This is a genomic window from Nocardia noduli, assembly GCF_019038455.1.
GTDB lineage: Bacteria > Actinomycetota > Actinomycetes > Mycobacteriales > Mycobacteriaceae > Nocardia > Nocardia noduli.
In genome coordinates, this window is the sequence record NZ_JAFMPL010000017.1 from 93,162 (window position 1) to 113,156 (window position 19,995).

Genomic DNA, 19,995 nt, shown 5'->3' on the forward strand with positions numbered 1-19,995 from the left:
CCCTGCCGCTGCCGCGGTCAGCCTTTCCGGCCGACGCCCGCGAGGCCGAGCGAGCGTCCCGGGGCCTCGTGGCGATCGCGCTCGGATTCGGGTCGCCAGAGCGGGATTTCGACCACCCCCGGCTCGATCCGATCCCAGCCGGTGAACATGGCCTCGATACCGGCGCGCGGCCGGAAGTGGATGCCGACCTTGCTCCGCGACGCGGTATTCGCGCCGAGCAGGGCGGCGTCCTCGGGGCGCTGTTCGGAGGTCAGGTGCGAGATCGCCACGTAGCTGCCCGGCGCCACCGCCTCGCGCAGTCGCCCGACCTTCTCGACCGGAAGGTCCTCTTCGGACAGCAGATGCAGCACCGCGATCAACAGCACGCCGACCGGCCGGTCGACATCGATCAGCCCGGTGCCTCGGACCGCGGTGAGCAGTTCGTCCGGCTTGCGCAGATCCGCCTCGATCGCGCCCGCGCGCGGGTTCGCGTCCAGGATCGCCTTCGAGTGCGCGACCGCGACGGGGTCGATATCGACGTAGAGCACGGTGATCTCGGGGTCGATACCCTGCGCGATCTCGTGCACATTGCCCGCGGTGGGGATTCCGGAACCGATGTCGAGGAATTGCCTGATTCCCGCGTCGGCGAGGAATCGCACCGCGCGGCGCAGAAATGCCCGATTGCTCAGTGCCAGCCGAGGTAGGTCCGGGACCAGCTGTTTTCCGCTTTCGGCGGCCATCCGGTCGACCTCGAAGTTGTGGGAGCCGCCGAGTAGCGCGTCATACATTCGCGCCGGACTCGCTCGCTGCATATCCACGCCCTCAGGTGCCCACGCAGGCCTGTCCATCCGAACCCCTCTGCCTAGCCGCTCCGGCCGCCTGTACGGCCGACCAGCACCATCGGTGGCCGTACGGCGAACCGACCAGCCGGATGGTGCTGTCCGAATAGTAATCGCGACGATGAATCCCGGTGCATCGCACTTGATCACGTTTGGGCGGCGGTCGGCCGGTCAACCCAACGGGTGCGGGGCGTGTTCGATTCGGTCGATAAGATGCAGACATGCGCATGTCTGCACAATCGGTTAGGCTGTCCGAAGTCAACGCGTAACGAGAGGGCACAGGATCATGGGAGATCAGTGCGTGTCGCCGGATCAATCCGCCGGAACCGCTCCGGCGCGGACCGCCGGGCCCGCTGTCGAGCAGCGGGCCCGTGAGCACGGCCACGATCATGATCACAGCCACGGCGAGGGACACGGCCACGATCACGGCGTGTCCGCCGATTCCGATCCGCGCTGGCTCTCGATCGCCCTGGCGCTCATCGTCACCTTCATGGCCGCCGAAGTGGTCGTCGGCGTCATCGCCGATTCCCTCGCGTTGATCTCCGACGCCGCGCACATGCTCACCGACGCCGCGTCGATCGTGCTCGCGCTCATCGCCATCCGGCTGGCCAAGCGCCCGGCGCGGGGGCAGTACACCTACGGGTTCAAACGCGCCGAGATCCTGTCGGCCCAGGCAAACGGCATCACCCTGCTGTTGCTCGCGGGCTGGTTCGTCTACGAGGGCGTGGCCAGGCTGATCGATCCGCCCGACGTCGAGGGCCCGTTGGTGCTGGCGACCGCGCTGGTCGGCATCGCCGTCAATATCGCCGCCGCGTGGAGTATCAGCCGCGCCAACCGGACCAGTCTCAATGTCGAAGGCGCATTCCAGCACATACTCAACGATCTCTACGCGTTCATCGGGACCGCCATCGCGGGCACCGTGGTGTGGCTGGCCGGTTATCCCCGCGCCGACGCGATCGCCGCGCTCGTCGTCGCCGCCCTCATGGTGAAGGCCGGCTGGTCGCTGGTGCGCGAATCGGGACGGATCTTCCTCGAAGCCGCTCCCGCCCACCTCAACCCGGACGATATCGGCGCCCGCGTCGTCGGCATCGAGGATGTCGTCGAGGTGCACGACCTGCACGTCTGGCTGATCACCTCCGGCCAGCCCTCGCTGTCGGCCCACATCCTGGTGACCGACGGCGCGGACTGCCACGCCGTGCGATCGACCATCGAACACGCCCTCGACAGCGAATTCGGCTTGGCGCACACCACCTTGCAGGTCGATCACGTGGGAGATGTGGACCGGCCGTACGCCGAAGGGCACTGCGTGGACGCGCACGGTCCGGTGCACCGGGCCTGAGGGAACACCGCCAGGCAACACCGCCGAGTTCGCGCCGCACGCGCTCACCGGCGGCGATTGCCGACAGTGCCTCGTGTCCCTACCTCACGTCGCCAGAAGTACCCCCTCCACCTCGAGCAGGTACTGCTTGCGGGCCAGTCCGCCCGCGTAGCCGGTGAGCGATCCGTTCGCGCCGATCACGCGATGGCATGGCCGGATTATCGACAGCGGGTTGGCCCCGATCGCGGACGCGACCGCGCGTACCCGTTCGCGCGGCAGACCCGCGCGGGCGGTGACCTCGCCGTAGGTGACCGTGGTTCCGTAGGGGATGTCGTCGAGCACCGACCAGACCCGTCGCTGGAATTCGCTTCCGGTAGCGCCGAATTCGATGTCGAACGCGGTCGCGGCACCGGTGAAGTACGCGTGCAGTTGTGCGGCGATTTCGGCGAAGGCCGCGCGGTCCTCGGCCCAGTCCGCACGCGGTCGCGTTTCACCGCGCTGTCCGGCCATCGTCAGCGAGATGAGTGCCGGGCCGCGCGTGGACGGCACACCTACCAGCAGTAATTCGCCCACTGGACTGTCGACCGTCGCGTACGTGGTCACGACCTTCTCCTTCCGCTCGGGTGTGTTCCTCCCAATCTGCCGCAGCCGACACGGGAGAACCGGCGGGAAAAAGACATGGCGATCGGCCCGCGACGCGCCGACTTGACCTTCGAGTTACCTGAAGGCCCATGCTGGGGCGATGACGGACGGCGCGGCGGACGAGTTGATCACCATCGGTGCGATGGCACGGGCCAGCGGGCTGACGGCGAGCGCGCTGCGCTTCTACGACGACGGTGGCCTGTTGGTTCCCACCCACGTCGACGCGACGACCGGATACCGCTACTACGCGCGTGGCCAGACCGAACGGGCCGTACTGATCCGCCGGTTGCGCGGGGTCGGCGTGCCGCTCGACGCGATCGCCGCGATCCTCGCGGGTGATCCGCGCGAGGCGAAACGTCTACTCGACGACCACGTCCGCGAACTGGCCGAGCGGGCGCGGGAGGCGGCGCGGGTGGCCGACGCGGTCGCGCGGATTCTCGGCTCGGGCCGGTCCGGTGCGGTGCCGCTGTCCGGACCGACGCTGGCCCACGCGATCGCGCAGGTGGCGGGTGCGGCGGCACGCGACGATGCCATTCCCGTGCTCGCGGGCGTTTTCCTCGAGGTGTCCCCGAACTCGGTGACGCTCACCGCGACCGACCGCTACCGACTGTCCACCAGGAGCCTGGTTCCCGACCGGCACGGCGACGACTCCTGGTCGGCGGTGGTCGCGGCGGCGGAGCTGGCACGGCTCGACAACTGGCTGCGGCGTGTCGACGAGGTCGCCGTCTCGCGCGCCGACGGGGCATTGATCCTGCGCGGCGATGACACCGAACAACGGTGCGCGACCATCGAGGAGAACTTTCCCGACTACCGCGCGATACTGGCCGACCTCGCGCCGGTGACCACCAGGATCGTGGTGGACCGAGCCGCCCTGCTCGACGTGCTCGACACGGCCGCCGATCCGCTGATCTGCGCGACGTCCGAGACGACTCTGACGGTGTCGACACCGGACGGAACCGCGCGCGATATTCCGGCGTCGGGAACCGGTCCGCGCGTCGATATCGCGTTCACGGCGGCGACGCTGCGACCGGCCGTCGACACCGCGATCGGCCCCGACATCATGCTCGACCTCGCCGCCCCCGATCAGCCCGTCGTCATCCGCTCGGCGACCGACGGCGATCTGACCACCCTCGTCATGCCACGGGCACTGCCCGCTCCCACCGAAACAGAGGACGACCGTTGACATCCACCGACACCACCATGCACGCCATCACCGAAGCCGTCGCGCTCGGTCGCACCGGAGGACGCGACGCGGCCCGTACCGCACTCGGCGAGATCTGGATATCGCTCGGCCCGTCCGGCGATCCGCTGCACCGGTGCACCCTCGCGCACTATCTCGCCGATCTCCAGGACGACGCGGCACAGGCGCTGGCCTGGGACATCCGCGCCGTCGACGCCGCGGACGCGCTCACCGACGAGCGTGCGCGACACCATGATCCGAATCTCGACGTTCGCGGCTTCTACCCGTCGCTGCACCTGAACCTGGCCGACAACTATCGCCGCCTCGGCTCCTTCGAGGCCGCGCGGCGCGAGATCGACGCGGCCCGCGCCCACCTGCACGCCCTCGGCGACGACGGCTACGGGGCGATGATCCGCACCGCGGTGGACGAGGTCGCGGCGGCGATCGACGCGCGCGACACGACCGCGCGTGCCACCGCGCCGTAGTGGTCTGGCCCGCTGTTCGGTACGACTCCTCCGGAAGCGGCGGCCCCGGAACAGCAGCACGACTGATATTCCGCCCGGCTAGCTCGGCAGCAGGGGCACCGGGCTCGGTTCGTGCACCGTCACGAGAACGACCAGGTCACCGTCGACCGCGTCACCGCGGACCAGCTTTCGGACCAGGCGCGCCAAGGGAATTCGCCACCGGTACTTCATCTCGAGTTCCGACTGCACATACGGAAGGAGGGTGCCCGCGGTCACGAGTTGGGCTTCGCCCTGTAACTGATGGGTGCCGAGGGCGGGGTTGCCGCGCCAATCGCCCTGTTGGACGACCACCCGATTGTCGTGGGCGAATTGATCGGCCTCGGCCGACAACGAGGCGACGCCGAACGCGAGTTGCTTCTCCCCTATCGGCACCACCAGGCGCGGCACGGTCACCATCTCTGTGGGGCCGGTGGACCGCGCCACCAGCACGGTTTTCGCGTCCCGCCACGGCGTCGCGATGCCGGAATGCGCACGGCGGGCCGGGACGGGAGGCGGGCAGATATCGGGGCGTGCGATCTGTTCGCGGCCTACTGGAACATCGATCAAAGTGTCTGTCATCGCGTTCGATCCTTCCGGTGATGAAATCGGTGCGGGTACGACGAATCGGGCGATCGATCGGCCCCGTCGCCGATACCCGCGTTCACTCACCTGGTCGACCCGACCGACCGCCGTTGCCGACCCCTTCCGGCGAACGCGAAACCCCGCAATCCCCCATGGATTCACCGCATACGCGTACTCGCGGAGCCATACCCGGATGTGGCGGCGCCAATCATGGTCGACCACATTCGGAGGTGGACCACGTTCCGTGAACAGCGAACGCGGTGGTCGGGACAGGTAGCGCCCTACTCGTGACGATCACCTGTTCGGCTCGAAAACTGGATTCCGCCTCAGACCACAACGAAATAAGGAGCAGCCGTGACAGACCAGCATGTATCCACCGACGCGATCACCCGACAGCACAGCGGACTGATCGAGGAATTCCGGGCCCTGCTCGAGAAATACCCCGACTCGGCCGAACACTTCGCCCTCGCCTACCTCCCCGCCGATCACCTGGACCCTTCCGCCCCCATCACGATCGGCATCACACAGCCGGTCTTCGAATGCACCAAGATCGAACCGGGCCTGGTCATGTGCGAACGCGTGGACGAGCAGTAGCGCGCGGATCCGCTTCACCGCTGCTCGGCGTAGTGGACAATCCGGAGCCACGAACAGCATGATCGAGGGATGAGTGGACGCGTCCCCAGCAAATGGGAGGAGATGACGGCCGCGGATCCGGCGCATTCGTCGTGGTACGTGGATCGGTTCCGGTCCTTGGCGGCGCGGGGGCAGGACATCGTCGGGGAGGCGCGGCTGATCGACGCGATGCTCGCTCGCGGCAGCCGGGTGCTCGACGCGGGGTGCGGGGCGGGTCGGCTCGGCGGATATCTGCACGGGGCCGGGCATACCGTGGTCGGCGTCGATGTCGATCCGGTGCTGATCGCGGCCGCCGAACAGGACCATCCCGGCCCGACCTGGCTGGTCGGCGATCTCGCCGAATTGGATCTGCCCGCTCGCGGGGTCGACGCCGATTTCGATGTCGTCGTGTGCGCGGGCAATGTGATGACCTTTCTCGCCCCGTCCACGCGCGAGGCGGTGCTGGCCGGTTTCGCGCGTCATCTCGGCCCGACGGGCCGGGCGGTGGTCGGCTTCGGCGCCGATCGCGGCTACGAGTTCCCGAGGTTCATGAGCGATGCCGCGGCGGCGGGCCTGACCCCGGATCTGCGACTGTCGACCTGGGATCTGCGCCCGTTCGACGACGATTCCGACTTCCTGGTCGCGGTGTTCTCCCGCGCGAGCTGACGCGGATCGAGCGCTGCGCGGCGGTCCCGACCGACTGCCCCCGCGTGCGGAGGGCGTGCGGGCACACGCCCGATCGGCTCGGCGCGCCTGCCGCCGAACCTACTGATCGCCGGTCAGGTATCCCACGAGTTCGCCCATCGTCCGATCGCTCGGCGCGTAGGGCTGGTAGAAGCAGACCCGGTCCGAGATCCCGCCGACGCGGTCGCGGATATCGGCCGCGACCTGCGCGGGTTTGCCGCGCGCGGCGATGGTCTCGAGGATGTCGTCGTCGATGAGGCGGGCCATGTCCTGCCAGCGTCCGCGTTTGGACAGCGCGTTCAGATCCGTTTGCAGATCACCCCAGCCGTGCAGTTCGAGCACCGGGCGGTAGGCGGGGGTCGAACCGTAGAAGCCGAGCAGTTTGCGCGTCGCCGCGTCGGCGGCCGCCTGCTCTTCATCGGTATCGCCGACCGCCACGATGACTTCGGGCAGGATCGTGAACGTCCTCGGGTCGCGACCGCCGACGGCGAGTCCTTCCCACACCGAGGGCAACACCCGCTCACGCAGGTAGCGCGCGGAATTGAAGGGCATCACCAGTAGCCCGTCGGCCACCTCGGCGGCGGTTCTGGTCATCCTCGGCCCCAGCGCGCCGACGAAGATCGGCGGCGGGCCGAACGGATTCGGTCCGGGGTTGAAGGTCGGCGTCATCAGGGTGTGGCGGTAGTACTCCCCGCGAAAATCCAGCCTGGTGCCGGTGTTCCAGCAGTCGAAGATCGCCCGGACCGCGGCGACCAACTCCCCCATCCGCGCGGTCGGACGGCCGAATTCGACGCCGAATCGCTTCTCGATCTGCGGCCGGATCTGGGTGCCGAGCCCGAGCGTGAACCGGCCCGAACTCAGCAGTTGCAGATCGTTGGCCTGGTGCGCGAGGTGGATCGGATTGCGCGGGAACGCGATGGCGACATTGGTCAGCAGATCCATGTCGCCGACGGTGGAGGCCAGCGTCAGCGGCGCGAAGACATCGTGCGGGCCCTCGAAGGTGAACACCCCGCTGACGCCCATCTCGCGCAGTGCCGCGGTGCGCTCGACCGCGTTCGCCGGTCCGTAGATCGCCGTGTAGACCTTCATTCGGCCGGTCCGTGTGGTCGCATCAGCCATCCCATACAAGAACACGTTCTAACGAGCGCACGGTAACACGCTTACCGAGGCCCCAGGAGTATCCATCGGAATGTCACGGCGGGCAAACGGAACGGCCGCCCACCCACGGAGGTCACACAGACGAAAACCGCGCCGTCGGAGGCCGGGGAAGCGGCCGCCGACGGCGCGAGATCGGGAGGTCAGACCGTATTCGGGTGCCAGGTCGAAACAGCCCAGATCACCACGATGCTCAAGGCGATGATCAGGATCGACCACCACGGGTAGTACGGCAGCGACAGGAAGTTGGCGATGATGGTCAGTGCCGCGATCACGATGGCGGCGACCTTGCCCCACGCGCTTCCCGTCATCAGGCCGATGGCGCTGATCACGAGGATGGCGCCGAGGACGATATGGATCCAGCCCCAGCCCGTGGTGTCGAACTGATAGATGTATTCGGGCCCGACGACGAAGAGTTCGTCATTCGCGACCGCCGAGATGCCTTCGAAGATCTGTAGAACACCGAGGGTGAGGAGCAGAATCGCGGCGCCGATGGAGGTGCCCGCCGCGATGCCCTGTTTGACCGGGCTCTCGCCGGTCTGGTGTTTCGGAGTCGTCATGATCATCCCTTCCGCGAAGAAGAACCTGGATCGATCTCACCAAGTCGGTGCCGCCGGTTTCCTCACCCGCTACGGGTGATCGGGCTCCGTTGGCGGCTCGACGCGCCCGGGGTCGGTCGGCGCTTTGTCACTGATCAGTGTGTTCATCCACCGGGTGGTCGGATCGATGTCGAGCAGCAGCGCCTTCACCAGCAGCGTGAGCGGCACCGCGAGCAGCGCCCCGAGCGCCCCGATCACCCAGGTCCAGAAGACCAGCGAGACGAAGGTGACGGTGACGCTGAGTCCGACGGCGTCACCCACGAATTTGGGCTGGATGATCGACTGGATGACGAAATTGATCACGCTGTAGAGCACGATCACCCAGATCATCAGGGCGGGACCGCTGTCGAGCAGCGCCAGCAACGCGGGCGGGACGAGTCCGATGACGAAGCCGATATTGGGGATGTAGTTGGTGATGAACGACAGCAACGCCCACAGCACCGGCAGCGGTACACCCATCAACCACAGCGCCCCGCCGTCGAGCACCGCGACGATCAGGCCGAAAACCGTCGACACGACCAGATATTTGCGGGTGCCGACGGCGAAGGACTCGATGGCGTAGGCGATTTCCGGGCGTTGCGCGGCGATGACGTCGAGTTTCGTACCGATGGTCATGCCGTCGAAGGCCATGAACAGCAGCAACGCCAGGATGAAGAACAGGCTGGAGAAGATCCCGAGCAGCCCGCTCAGCGCCGACTCCAGCACGCCGACGAGTTTGCCCACGTCGAGTTCGCTGAGCAGGTTGTGGATCTGTTCGCTGTTCACCCCGAACCCGGCCAGCAGCTCGCGCACGTTCGCGAGCACGTCGTCGAGTCGGTCGGTGTACTGCGGCAATTCGGTGGCCAATTGCGCGGCCGAGACGATCAGCAGACCGACCATGCCGAGCACGATCACCATGACCGCGACGAACGCGAGGCCCATACCGACCAGCGCGTGCCGTCCGCGCCGCTGGGCCCAGGTCTGGATCGGCTGCACGGCGACGGTCAGCATGAGCGCCAGGAACACCGGACCGAGCAGACCCGCGGCGGCCTTCATGCCACCGACGGCGACCACCCCGCCCGCCGCGGCGAGCAGGACGATCAGTCCCCTCGGAATCGCCCAGTCGGTCGGCGTCGGCGCGGGCGCCGACCTGGTCGGGCGCGCCCCCTTCTCCCGCGGTGACATCGGCCCTCTTCTCTTCCGCCCCGATCGGGACGGTATGACACGAGCTCCGGTCCGCGACTCACCCATTACGGATGAGTCGCTATATCTTTGCTACGAGCAAAAAGTGCTGTTCGGTCGGTATGCTCGGCTGGTCGGAACGGCCGGCGGTTGATGAGGCAGCACCGTCCCAGGAGGCTAGGGTGGACTCTTCGCGGCGACTCCAACTTGCCGATGCTCCGACCGTGATCACCGGCGATATCGCCTCGGGTGACATCCCCGCGCCGCTGTTCACCCCGCTCGTGCTGCGCGACATACACACCCGGATCAATCAGGCCGCGGCGACCGAGGCGCCCCGCGCCGTCCTGATGTGTTCGCCGGCCGGTAGCGGAAAGACCGTACTCGCCGCCGAATGGCTACGCCGCCATATGCGACTACATCCCGACACCCGATTCTGCTGGCTGACCATCGGCGAGAATTTCGACAATGCAGCCCGGCTGTGGGCGGCGGTGCGCGCGGGACTCGGACTGCCCGCCGAACGCGGCCACCAACTCGCCGATCCGATGGCGAGCGCGCTGGAACTGGCTCACGAATTGGCCGGGCGGCCCGCCGTCCTCGTCCTCGACGATGCCCACCTGCTCACCGACCCGATCGCCCTCGCCGGGCTGGAACATTTCCTGACCAACGCGCCCGCCAGGATGACGACCATCGTCACCGGCCGCTACGAACCGCCGCTGCGCTGGCACACCCTCGATATCGCGGGCCGCCTGATCCGCCTCGGCGCGGCCGATCTCGCGTTCGGCCCCGAACAGATCGCTTCCGTCTTCGTCGAACACGGCTGTCCCCTCGCCGATTCCGAAGTGGCCTCGATCCAGCAGCTCACCCGGGGATGGGCGGCGCTGGTGCGGATCGCGGCGATCTACACGGCCATGCACGGTCCCGATCAGGCGGGCGCGCTGGCCATGCTCGCGCACGCCCCGCATCCGATCTCGGATTTCCTGGTCGGCGAACTGATCGAAGTACTCGACGCGGATGTCCGCGAATTCCTGCTCGCCACCTGCGTTCCCGAATCCTTCACCGAGGCATTGGCCGAGGAACTGGCGGGCCCGCAGGCCCCGAGGATGCTGGACGACCTGGCGCGCATCAATTTCCCGGTCCAGCACACCGTCAACGCCGACCGGATCAGGTACTCCTACCACCCGATGATGCGGGCCTATCTGCTGGCCGAACTGCAACGCGCCGCGCCGCAACGCATTCCGGATCTGCATCGTATCGCCGGGCAGTGGTACCTGGCGACGGGGAAACCGCTTGCCGCGCTCGCGCATCTGCTCGCCGAGCCCGGCCAACCCGAATTGCCTTCGTATCTGCGGGAATACGGGTTGCAGGTCGTGCTCGACGGGGCTGGCTCGATCCTGTTCGAGAAGCTGGACGCGGCCACCGCGCACCTCGTCGACGATCCCTTCGTTCGGCTGCTGCGGGTGATCGACGCGGTGGAACGCGGTGACCACGCCGCCGCCGCGGCCTATCTCGACCAGGTCAGGGCCCACGGCCCGATCACCTCCACCATCGTCGGCACCGCGGCGGCCGCGGCGGCGGGGCTGGCCGCGGCGTCGGCCGTCGCGGTGGCGACCGGGGTGTGCGCGACGTCGGACGAGTTCGGGCACGAGCAGATCCGGGCCGAACCGCCGACGACCGGACAGCCCGATCTGGACTGCTATGTCGCCATCCAGCTCGGCACCCTGCGCGTCTTCACCGGCGATATCGGCGCGGGCGAACAGTTGTTGCATCGGGCGCTCGCCCTCGCCGAACACATCGGCCACCATCGCATGCAGCTGCGCGCGGTCACCCGCCTGGCCGCGGCGTCGGCCCTGGCCGGACCGGTGCCGCTGATGCGCGAACGCGCGACGCGCGCGGTCGACCTGGGCACCGGGTACGAACTCACCCACCTGCCCGATCACGTGCACGCGGTGGCGCTCGCCGCGCTGGCCGCGCATCTCCAGGGCGACGACGTCACGCGCCACGATCTGGCCGCCCTGTCGCGGACGCGGCGCGGACTCGACGGGGCGAGCGAGCCGGCCGCGGGCAGACACGCCTATATCGTCGGCCTGCTGCTGACTTTCGACGACACCGCCGACAAACACGCGGCGGTCATGACGCTGCACACCGAAATGCACCGGCTGCTGGCCGAGAGTCCGTATCCGCCGCTGGGCGGCCGACTGCTCATCCCGGTGGTCGCGATCCTGCTGCGGTTGCACGAACGCGACGCCGCGCAGCAACTCGCCGACGCGGGGTCTCGCGCCATGCGCGGCGCACCGGACGCGGTGCTCGCCGCCGCGGCGGTGGCGGAGGCGGCGAACAAACCGCTCGACACACTCGACGCGGTCGGCCCGCTGCTGAAACGGTCGGCGGAACTGCCCGCCTACACCGCCGTCACCGCGTGGCTGCTGTACGCGTCGGCCTGTCACCGGCTCGACCGTCAGGTGAAGTCCTACGAGGGTTTCGCGGAGGCGGTGCGCCTGGCCTCGCCGGACCGCTTGGTCCGGCCGTTCTTCGAGGTTCCGGGAGTCCTCACGATGCTGCACGAGCACGCGGGACGTTTCGGCGCAGACAACGCCTTCGTCGAGACCATCCGGGAGAATTCCGCGGCAAGGCCGCAACCGATGAGCCCCGCGCTCACCGACGCCGAACTGACCGTGCTGAAACAACTCCCGAGTGGGCGCACCGCGTTGCAGATCGCCCAGGATCTCGGCGTCTCCATCAATACGGTGAAGACGCATCTGCGGTCGATCTACGCCAAACTCGGCAGCAATTCACGCGCCGACGCGATGCTGCGAGCCCGCCGCATCGGGGTGCTCTGAGGCCCGATTCACCGGCGAGCGGACATCTCATCCGCGTCGGGTGAGGACGCCGGACCACTGCGCGGAGCACTCTCTGTTCGGGGCCCGATCCACCACCCGCGCCGCGGACGACAGCCGAGAGGAGTGCCCGTGCCGGACCCGATCCGATACCAGTTCATCATCGACGGCAAGCTCTCCGAACGGGCGCTGGCGGCCTTCCCCGAACTCGACTCCTCCGATCGGGCCCCCGGCGAAGTGACTACCCTCTACGGCCCCATCACCGACACCGCCGCCCTGCGCGGCATCATGGCGCGCATCGACTCGCTCGGGCTGACCCTGCTCGAGATGCGGCAGATGCCGGACTGAGAGATCAGCGGGCGTTCGCCCCCACCTTCGACTTCGGGGCCGACGCCGACAGCGGCGCCAACGTCTTGCTCAGGTCGGTGCGCAGCGTGGTGACCGAATCGATCAGATAGTTCTGGCGGACCTTCCACGGACGCCGGTCGCCTTGGCGCGGGAAGTCCGCGATGGACCGCTGCACATAGCCCGAGGCCAGGTCGAGCAGCGGGCGCGGCCCGAGTTCGCCCTCCGGGCGCGGGACGACGGCGGCGTAACCGTTGGCGTCGAGGTGGCGTAGCACCTTGCAGACCAGGCGCGAGGTGAGATCGGCGCGCAACGTCCACGAGGCGTTGGTGTATCCGATGCAGACGGCGAAATTGGGGACGCCGGTGAGCATCGCGCCCTGCCAGACGAACTGCTCGGACAACGACACCGGCACGCCGTCGACACTCGGGGTGATACCGCCGAAGGCGAGCAGTCGCAGCCCGGTCGCGGTGATGACGACGTCGGCGGGCAGCACCCGGCCGGACTTCAGCCGAATACCTTCCGGCACAAAGGTTTCGATGTGGTCGGTGACCACCTCGGCCTTACCCTTCTTCATCGCCCTGAAGAAGTCGGCGTCCGGCACGGCGCACAGGCGCTGATCCCACGGGTTGTAGGTGGGGGTGAAATGTTCGGCGACCGCCTTCTCGTCCTTCAGGATCCGGGTGGTCAGACCGGTGAGGAGTTTGCGCGCGGATTCCGGCCTGCGGCGGCAGTACTGGTAGAAGGCGATGCTGAACAGGATGTTCTTGGCGCGGATCACCCGGTGCGCGAGGTTCGGCGGCAGCAGTTCGCGGATCTTGTCGGCCCGTTTGTCACGACCGGGTACGGCGCTGATCCAGGTCGGGCTGCGCTGCAACATGGTGACCATCTCGGTCTGCTCGGCCAGGGCAGGCACCAGGGTGACCGCGGTCGCGCCGCTGCCGACGACGACCACGCGTTTACCCGCGTAGTCCAGATCCTCCGGCCAGAACTGCGGGTGCACCACGCGACCGTCGAAGCTGTCGACACCGGGGAAATCCGGCGCGTGCCCGCGATCGTAGTCGTAGTAACCGGCGCAGGCGTAGAGGAAGTTGCAGGTCAGGGTGGTTTCGACATCGCCTGCGCCGTCGCGCCGCGCGATGGTCAGCGTCCACCTGGCGGTCTCGCTCGACCAGTCGGCGGAGATCACCTTGGTGCCGTAGCGGATGTGGCGGTCGATGCCGTGCTCCGCGGCGGTCTCGGTGATGTAGCGCAGGATCGACGGTCCGTCGGCGATGGCTTTCGCGTCGCGCCAGGGCTTGAAGGGGTAGCCGAGGGTGAACATATCCGAATCCGAGCGAATCCCCGGGTAGCGGAACAGATCCCAGGTGCCGCCGAGCGCGTCGCGCGCCTCGAGGACGGCGTAGCTCTTGCCGGGGCATTCGGTCTGCAACCGGTAGGCGGCGCCGATACCGGAAAGTCCGGCGCCGACGATGACGACGTCGAGGTGGTCGGGTGCGACGGATGACTCGGTCATGATTCCAGTGTGCTGGGGATTCTGCTCACACGCTTGACTTTACCCGACAGTTATTTGATTCTGAGCGACATGTCGGTGATCAGGTCCGCGGGACTGCGCGGGTTCCGCGCGACCGTCGCCGAACTCGGCGGCGATGCCGAGGAGTTCGCCAGGGCTGTCGGCCTGCCGATCGCGGCGCTGGACGCCGACGATCTGCTGATCTCCGACGAAGCGGTCGCCACGGTGCTGGAACTGGCGGCCCACCGGCTGGCACGGCCCGATCTGGGACTGCGGATCGCCTACCGGCAGGACCTGGACATGCTCGGTCCGCTCGCGCTCGCCATCCGCAACTCCCCCACGCTGGCCGACGTGCTGGAATGCACCTCGCGCTACCTGTTCGTGCACGCCCGATCGCTGAGCCTGACCCTCGAGCCGGACCCGTACGGCGACCGCGGGGTGATCGGATTGCGCTACGGCGTCCCGCCGGGGCGGGTGAATCCGGTCCAGGGCACCGATCTCGGCCTCGGTTTCACCCACCGCGCGATCCAGCGACTTGCGGGCGAACGCTACGGACTGCGATCGGTCGAACTGCCCTATCGTCCCGCCGCCCCGCTGTCGGCCTACGAGGAGTTCTTCGGCGTCCCGGTCCGGGTGAACCGCCCCGCCGCCCTGCTCCGCGTGCCGAGCGGTCTCGCGAGCACACCGCTGTCCGGTGGCGACCGGAATCTGCACCGCCTGGCGATGGCGTTCCTGGCCGAGCAGACCGACGAGGCGGGCGCGTCCCTCGTGCCGCAGATCGCGGCGACGCTGCGTCAACTGCTCGGCACGACACCGCCCGAGATCGGCGTGGTCGCCGCCCTGCTGGCGATGCATCCGCGCACCGTGCAGCGCCGACTCGCCGCCGAGGGCACCACGTTCGCCGCCATACTCGACGATGTCCGCAGGCACGAGGCGCGCCGATACCTGGTCACCACCGATATGCCGATGAGCCAGATCGCCTCCCTGATCGGACTGTCCGAGCAGGCGACGTTCACCCGCAGCGCACGCCGGTGGTGGGATACCACCCCCACCTCCGTGCGACGCGACGGGGTGCGCTGAGCGTCAGGCGGCCGTGCGCACCTTGTCGACGGCGGCGATGAACAGTCGGTCGAACGCGGCTTGGTCGGCCGCGTCGCTGAGCGCGGTGACGCGGACAAGCACGGTCAGGCCGCGCAGGGTGGCCATACCCGAGTACGCGCTCATGACCAGGGGTTTGTCGGTACCGATACTGGAGGAGGTCGTCGACCGGTAGACGATCGCGTCGACGCCTTTCAGATCGGCCGGGGCCGTGCGGTTCTCGGTCTCGCCCGTCACGTCGATCCGGGCGCCTTCGACCGACGAGGCGAAGGTGTAGCGCGCGCATTTCGCGTTGAGTTCGGTGATCCGCGCCAGGTCGGCGGTGGTGTCGGCGATGTACTCCACGTACATGGCGCCGGACTGTCCGGACGCGGCCGTGATCGACGACCGTTCGAGCAGATCCTTCATCGCCGTGCCGAGATCCTGCTGGGGACCGGCGCACTCCTGCGGGGTGAAGGTGCCGTTCTGCCCGGCGCTCGCGAGATCGGCCGCCGCCGCGCCGACCCGGTCCTTGGGCAACTCCATCTTCGTACTGCCCGCCGGGAATTCCTCCTGGGTCAACAGCAACTGGTCCCGCGGCGTGGTCGGGGCCGAGGTGGACCCGCCCGCCGAGTCGTCGGTACCGCATCCGGCCAGCAGCAGCGCGCCGACCGCGACCACCACCGCACAGCGTGCGCGCGTTCCACGCAGATTGATCATGCGGGCCAGCATGCCAGCCGCCCTCGACGTGGCCGAATCTGCCGCTGGGCGAAGGGGGTTGACCCACCTCCCGACGGTGACCGGTCCGGCGACACCGCCACGCCCGGACGCGGCCGTCCGACACCCGGTATCTCCTCTAGGAAGCGCGCGATCCACGTCATAGACTTCACGACCGGATATCGACTCGGAAGGGGCCGCATGGACACGGTCAGGGAGGTTGCCGAAGAGGGCAAGCGGCTGATCGATCGGGCCTGGCTCGGCGAACTGAGCAGGGACGAGGCCGTGCACCGGTTCATCCAGGTCGGCGACGGATTGGTCGGCCCGGCCACCGCGGGCGAGATCGTCGACGACGGGATCCGCTGGCTGGAGGCCAATGCCACCCGGCTGCGCGTGCTGGCGTGGTGCGCGCTGCTCGAGATCCCGCTGTTCATCGGGATCGCCGTGCTCGCTTTCGCTTTCGGCGACTATCCCACCTGCGTGGCGGCGGTGGTGCTGCTCGGCGTGCTCCAGGTGGTCCACCACCGGCTGATGCCGACACCGGTGCCGACGCAGCGGCGGTGGCGCGTCCGGCACTGATCCGAGGGCGCGATATCGGCGGCGGTGCCGGACGGACGCACCGCAGCGAGCTAGTCTGCGGCCCATGGCGGATTCGACCGGCACGCCCTATCGACACCCACACGAGCCGCATTCGGGCGGCGTGGCCTCGCGGCTGAACTGGTTGCGCGCCGGGGTACTCGGCGCGAACGACGGCATCGTCTCGACCGCGGGACTCGTCGTCGGCGTCGCCGCGGCGACCACCGACACCGATCAGATCTTCACCGCCGGTATCGCGGGCTTGACGGCGGGCGCGATCTCGATGGCGGTGGGCGAGTACGTCTCGGTGAGCACACAGCGCGACTCGGAACGGGCGCTGCTGGCCAAGGAACGCAGGGAGTTGCGCGAGGACCCTGACTACGAACTCGAGGAGCTGGCCGATATCTACCGGGCGAAGGGATTGTCCGAGCGGACCGCTCGCCAAGTGGCCAGGGAACTCACCGAACACGACGCCTTCACCGCGCACGCGGAAGCCGAACTCGGCCTGAACCCGCGCGAGCTCACGAATCCGTGGCAGGCGGCGTTCTCCTCCGCGGTCGCCTTCACCGTCGGCGCGCTGTTGCCGCTGCTGGCCATCCTGCTTCCGCCGGTGACCGCGCGCATTCCGGTGACCTTCGCCGCGGTGTTGCTCGCCCTCGCGGCGACCGGCTCGCTCAGCGCGCGTCTCGGGGGTAGTCGACGACGCAGGGCCATTCCCCGCGTGGTGATCGGAGGTGCGCTGGCGATGGCGGTCACCTACGGCATCGGGCAGATCTTCGATGTGTCCGGGATCTGACCTGGACGCCTGACCAGGAATCTCACCTGCGAAACTGCGATTCGTGCCACAGTGGGCGTAAAGTACGAGTCCTCGAAGAGTCCCGATGGCGTGGCTCCATTCGCCGCGGTACTCGACTGAGGAGGACCGACATGCCATTCCACGATCGCCGCGATGCCGGCCGCCGCTTGATCGAGCGGCTGCGGGGATTCGGAACGGGCGACGTAGTCGTGCTCGGGGCGACGCGCGGGGGCATCCCGGTCGCCTACGAGGTCGCCAACGCGCTGCGGGCACCGCTCGATGTGGCCGTTGTGCGTAAACTCGCCGTCCCGTTCCAGCCGCGGCTGGCCTTCGGGGCCGTCGGGGAGAACGGAATTCGCGTCATCGACGACGAAATGGTGCTGCGGACTTTCATATCCGATCAGGAGCGGGCGCGGGTCGAGACGGAAGCCCGAGACGACTTGGCGCGCACCGCCCTTCGCTACCGCGCGACCCACCCGCCGATTCCGCTGAACGGCGCGACCGCGATCGTGGTCGACGACGGCGTCGCCAGCGGGATCACCGCGCGGGCCGCGTGCGAGGTCGCCCGCTCCCAGGGCGCGAGCCGGGTGGTGCTCGCCGTGCCGGTCGGATCGCCGCGTGCCATCCGGGTGCTGGCGGGCCACGTCGACAATGTCGTCTGTCTGGAGACCCCGGGGCTGTTCCATTCGATCGGGCAGTGGTACCAGGACTTCGAGGAAGTCACCGACAAGAAGGTCATCGAACTTCTCGACCGGGCCGCCCCCTTTCGCGGGGTATCGGGCGCCACCGGATACGCGACACCCCCGGTCGGATAACGACCGGGGGTGATGGCGACTGGGTCGGCGATTACCTGGGATCAGTAATAGTGACGTCGTCCGCCGACGGGACGACCGACCGACCCGGCGATCCAGAGCACCGCGCCGACGAGCAGGACGACGATACCGGCGGTGGTGAGCAACGGAATTCCGACCAACCAGCCGACGAGCAGCAGAATGAGTCCGAGAACAATCATGACCTTTTCCTTCTTTCGACGATCGATGGTCGATCGTTATTTGGAGGCGGAAACATCGGCCGTCGGGCGGCTCGATGTCGATACCGAGGCGGGCTCGGACGACTTGGGCAGGAACCGATTCAGACTCCACACGGGCTTCTGAGCGGGCGTGGGCTCCGAGATCTGTTTCTTCGGCGCGGCGGACGGGACCGTCGGCGCGTTCCGCTCGACGGCGACCTTCTCGCGGCGGGTCTTTCGCAGTTCACGCCGTGCTTCGGCACCGCGCCGCGAGGAGCGCCAGACACCGAGGAGCAGCAGGCTCAGACCGAGCATTCCGATCGCGCCGACGGCCATTCCCCAGAGGAACAGCTCACCGGCCGATGCGGTGAAGTGGTAGTCGAATACTCCGAAATCGCTGGTGTCGGTTCGTACTTCGCCGGTATTGGCCGCGACTCCGGCGACACCGACGACTACCGCGGCGATCAGGACCAACAGTCCGATAAGTATGATCATGACATTCCCATGCGCTGAAGTTGTGTGACAACACCGCAATTCCCCGCGCATCGGGGTCCAAACTCCCCGAGCGACGAATAAATTCGAATGTCTTCCTATCTGGTCGGGCCGAGGTCCAGGCGGCGGGTCACCCGGTCCACCAGATCGACCGGGATTCCCGGTTCTCGGCGCGCGGCCTGCGCTTCGCGTCGACCCGCCTCGACCACCTCGCCGCGGATCATCCGCAGTTTCGCCGAAACCTCCCGATCGCGCGTCCACTGCGACCGGGCGTCCTCGTCGGCGGCCTCGGGATCGGCGCGGGCGAAACGATGCCGGAACTGATCGCGCAGCCGTTCGTACACCTCGTCCGGCAGATGTTCGGATTCGGCGATCTGCTTGAGCCGCGCCAGCTGCGCGTGCACCACCCGATCCCACAGCTGCCGTTCGAACTCCCGCTCCCGCTGGGTATTCGCGTGCACGCCCGTCAGACGCACCACCAGCGGCAGGGTCGGCCCTTGGAGCAGCAGGGTGAACAGGACCACCGCGAAAGCGGTGAACAGGATCTCGGTGCGACCGGGGAACGCCGCGCCCGCGTCGGTGACCAGCGGGATCGCCAGTGCCAGAGCCACGGTCGCCACCCCGCGCATCCCCGCCCACCAGGTGACGATCGTCTCGCGCCAGGTGTAGGGCTCGTCCGCGTCCTGTTCGCGCCACCGCGACCGGCCGAGGGCCCAGGTGCTCAGCAACCAGACCAGGCGCAAGGTCACGACCACCGCTATCACCGCGCCCGCGACGCCGAGCAGTTTCGGCCAGCCGGTGCCCGTCGTCGCGAGCACGACACCGAGTTCGAGCCCGATGAGCCCGAACGCGAAGCCGCTCAACAGCATTTCGGTGATCTCCCAGAAGGCGTCACCGACCAGTCGGTAGTCACGGTCGCCGAATTCGGTGACCGCGTCGGTCAGGTACAGCGCGCAGACCAGCACGGCGAGCACCCCCGATCCGTGCCACGCCTCGGCGAAACCGTATGCCGCGAAAGGTAACAGCAGGCTCAGCGCCACCTGCCAGGACGCTTCGGCCAGGTAGTCGGTCAGCCGGCTGCCGAGCATCCCCAGCACGAACCCGACCACCACCGCGACCACCGCCGAGACGACGAACTCCCCCATCGCGTCGACGGAGGAGAACCGTCCGGTGACCACCGCCTGGACCGCGACGGAATAGATGACGATGGCGGTGGCGTCGTTGAAGAGCCCCTCCCCTCCCAGCACCACCACCAGTCGGCGCGGCAGTCCGAGTTTGCTCGCCAACGCGGTCGCCGCGACCGGGTCCGGCGGCGCGACGATCGCACCGAGTACGACCGCCGCCGCCACCGGCAGCCCCGGATACCACGCGTGGAACACCGC

The 19,995-nt window shown here is 68.2% G+C and carries 22 protein-coding genes; 11 read left to right on the forward strand and 11 right to left on the reverse strand.

What is annotated here, in order from left to right:
* Positions 1-17: 17 nt before the first annotated feature.
* Positions 18-827, reverse strand: coding sequence for an SAM-dependent methyltransferase (locus JZ792_RS13185; protein WP_216910450.1), 810 nt, complete (start codon positions 825-827; stop codon positions 18-20).
* A 421-nt stretch (positions 828-1,248) separates the two neighbouring features.
* Between JZ792_RS13185 and JZ792_RS13190 the strand changes: the two genes are divergently transcribed.
* Positions 1,249-2,157: a cation diffusion facilitator family transporter gene (locus tag JZ792_RS13190; protein WP_308165286.1), complete on the forward strand. Its 909-nt coding sequence runs from the start codon at positions 1,249-1,251 to the stop codon at positions 2,155-2,157.
* Positions 2,158-2,241: 84 nt separating this feature from the next.
* Here JZ792_RS13190 and JZ792_RS13195 read toward each other — a convergent pair whose 3' ends face one another.
* Positions 2,242-2,739, reverse strand: a complete 498-nt coding sequence (locus JZ792_RS13195) for a methylated-DNA--[protein]-cysteine S-methyltransferase (protein WP_216910454.1) — start codon at positions 2,737-2,739, stop codon at positions 2,242-2,244.
* A 139-nt stretch (positions 2,740-2,878) separates the two neighbouring features.
* Between JZ792_RS13195 and JZ792_RS13200 the strand changes: the two genes are divergently transcribed.
* Positions 2,879-3,961, forward strand: coding sequence for a DNA polymerase III subunit beta family protein (locus JZ792_RS13200; RefSeq protein WP_216910456.1), 1,083 nt, complete (start codon positions 2,879-2,881; stop codon positions 3,959-3,961).
* The gene (locus JZ792_RS13205) at positions 3,958-4,443 is read left to right on the forward strand and encodes a hypothetical protein (RefSeq protein WP_216910459.1); all 486 of its coding nucleotides are present in this window, start codon (positions 3,958-3,960) and stop codon (positions 4,441-4,443) included. Before JZ792_RS13200 ends, JZ792_RS13205 begins: the two co-directional genes overlap by 4 nt.
* Before the next feature lie 78 nt (positions 4,444-4,521).
* On the opposite strand, the gene JZ792_RS13210 is transcribed toward JZ792_RS13205, so the two are convergent.
* Positions 4,522-5,040: a hypothetical protein gene (locus tag JZ792_RS13210; protein ID WP_216910460.1), complete on the reverse strand. Its 519-nt coding sequence runs from the start codon at positions 5,038-5,040 to the stop codon at positions 4,522-4,524.
* A gap of 357 nt (positions 5,041-5,397) precedes the next feature.
* Between JZ792_RS13210 and JZ792_RS13215 the strand changes: the two genes are divergently transcribed.
* Complete coding sequence (locus JZ792_RS13215) at positions 5,398-5,637, forward strand: hypothetical protein (protein ID WP_216910462.1); 240 nt, start codon at positions 5,398-5,400, stop codon at positions 5,635-5,637.
* Positions 5,638-5,706: 69 nt separating this feature from the next.
* Positions 5,707-6,321, forward strand: a complete 615-nt coding sequence (locus JZ792_RS13220; RefSeq protein ID WP_216910465.1) for a class I SAM-dependent methyltransferase — start codon at positions 5,707-5,709, stop codon at positions 6,319-6,321.
* Between the two features lie 99 nt (positions 6,322-6,420).
* Here the strand turns inward: JZ792_RS13220 and JZ792_RS13225 are convergent, their stop codons facing one another.
* The 3 genes from JZ792_RS13225 to JZ792_RS13235 all read right to left on the reverse strand — a co-directional run bounded on the left by JZ792_RS13225 (position 6,421) and on the right by JZ792_RS13235 (position 9,257).
* Complete coding sequence (locus JZ792_RS13225; RefSeq protein ID WP_216910467.1) at positions 6,421-7,428, reverse strand: TIGR03617 family F420-dependent LLM class oxidoreductase; 1,008 nt, start codon at positions 7,426-7,428, stop codon at positions 6,421-6,423.
* Between the two features lie 209 nt (positions 7,429-7,637).
* A complete protein-coding gene (locus JZ792_RS13230) occupies positions 7,638-8,060 on the reverse strand; it encodes a DUF7144 family membrane protein (protein ID WP_405179921.1) in 423 nt (140 codons plus the stop codon).
* A 63-nt stretch (positions 8,061-8,123) separates the two neighbouring features.
* Positions 8,124-9,257, reverse strand: a complete 1,134-nt coding sequence (locus JZ792_RS13235; RefSeq protein WP_216910470.1) for an AI-2E family transporter — start codon at positions 9,255-9,257, stop codon at positions 8,124-8,126.
* Between the two features lie 179 nt (positions 9,258-9,436).
* Between JZ792_RS13235 and JZ792_RS42935 the strand changes: the two genes are divergently transcribed.
* Together JZ792_RS42935 and JZ792_RS13245 are read left to right on the forward strand one after the other, a co-directional pair.
* Positions 9,437-12,091 (forward strand): winged helix-turn-helix domain-containing protein, encoded by a 2,655-nt coding sequence (locus JZ792_RS42935; RefSeq protein WP_216910472.1) that lies wholly within the window; start codon positions 9,437-9,439, stop codon positions 12,089-12,091.
* 129 nt (positions 12,092-12,220) lie between these two features.
* Complete coding sequence (locus JZ792_RS13245) at positions 12,221-12,436, forward strand: DUF8691 family protein (RefSeq protein ID WP_216910474.1); 216 nt, start codon at positions 12,221-12,223, stop codon at positions 12,434-12,436.
* 4 nt (positions 12,437-12,440) lie between these two features.
* Here JZ792_RS13245 and JZ792_RS13250 read toward each other — a convergent pair whose 3' ends face one another.
* A complete protein-coding gene (locus tag JZ792_RS13250) occupies positions 12,441-13,949 on the reverse strand; it encodes a flavin-containing monooxygenase (protein ID WP_216910476.1) in 1,509 nt (502 codons plus the stop codon).
* A 69-nt stretch (positions 13,950-14,018) separates the two neighbouring features.
* On the opposite strand from JZ792_RS13250, the gene JZ792_RS13255 reads away from it, so the two are divergent.
* Positions 14,019-15,026, forward strand: a complete 1,008-nt coding sequence (locus JZ792_RS13255; protein WP_216910478.1) for an AraC family transcriptional regulator — start codon at positions 14,019-14,021, stop codon at positions 15,024-15,026.
* A 3-nt stretch (positions 15,027-15,029) separates the two neighbouring features.
* On the opposite strand, the gene JZ792_RS13260 is transcribed toward JZ792_RS13255, so the two are convergent.
* Positions 15,030-15,743: a hypothetical protein gene (locus JZ792_RS13260; RefSeq protein WP_216910479.1), complete on the reverse strand. Its 714-nt coding sequence runs from the start codon at positions 15,741-15,743 to the stop codon at positions 15,030-15,032.
* A gap of 198 nt (positions 15,744-15,941) precedes the next feature.
* Here JZ792_RS13260 and JZ792_RS13265 point away from each other — a divergent pair, with 198 nt between their 5' ends.
* From JZ792_RS13265 to JZ792_RS13275, 3 genes are all read left to right on the forward strand, one after another.
* Complete coding sequence (locus JZ792_RS13265) at positions 15,942-16,319, forward strand: hypothetical protein (protein WP_216910481.1); 378 nt, start codon at positions 15,942-15,944, stop codon at positions 16,317-16,319.
* 64 nt (positions 16,320-16,383) lie between these two features.
* The gene (locus JZ792_RS13270; protein ID WP_216910483.1) at positions 16,384-17,112 is read left to right on the forward strand and encodes a VIT1/CCC1 transporter family protein; all 729 of its coding nucleotides are present in this window, start codon (positions 16,384-16,386) and stop codon (positions 17,110-17,112) included.
* 131 nt (positions 17,113-17,243) lie between these two features.
* Complete coding sequence (locus JZ792_RS13275) at positions 17,244-17,927, forward strand: phosphoribosyltransferase (protein ID WP_216910485.1); 684 nt, start codon at positions 17,244-17,246, stop codon at positions 17,925-17,927.
* A gap of 41 nt (positions 17,928-17,968) precedes the next feature.
* On the opposite strand, the gene JZ792_RS13280 is transcribed toward JZ792_RS13275, so the two are convergent.
* From JZ792_RS13280 to JZ792_RS13290, 3 genes are all read right to left on the reverse strand, one after another.
* Positions 17,969-18,124: a DUF6131 family protein gene (locus JZ792_RS13280; RefSeq protein ID WP_198654093.1), complete on the reverse strand. Its 156-nt coding sequence runs from the start codon at positions 18,122-18,124 to the stop codon at positions 17,969-17,971.
* Between the two features lie 36 nt (positions 18,125-18,160).
* Complete coding sequence (locus tag JZ792_RS13285; RefSeq protein WP_216910487.1) at positions 18,161-18,616, reverse strand: hypothetical protein; 456 nt, start codon at positions 18,614-18,616, stop codon at positions 18,161-18,163.
* Positions 18,617-18,711: 95 nt separating this feature from the next.
* The coding region (locus JZ792_RS13290; RefSeq protein ID WP_216910489.1) for a cation:proton antiporter at positions 18,712-19,995 on the reverse strand (1,284 nt) is incomplete at its 5' end.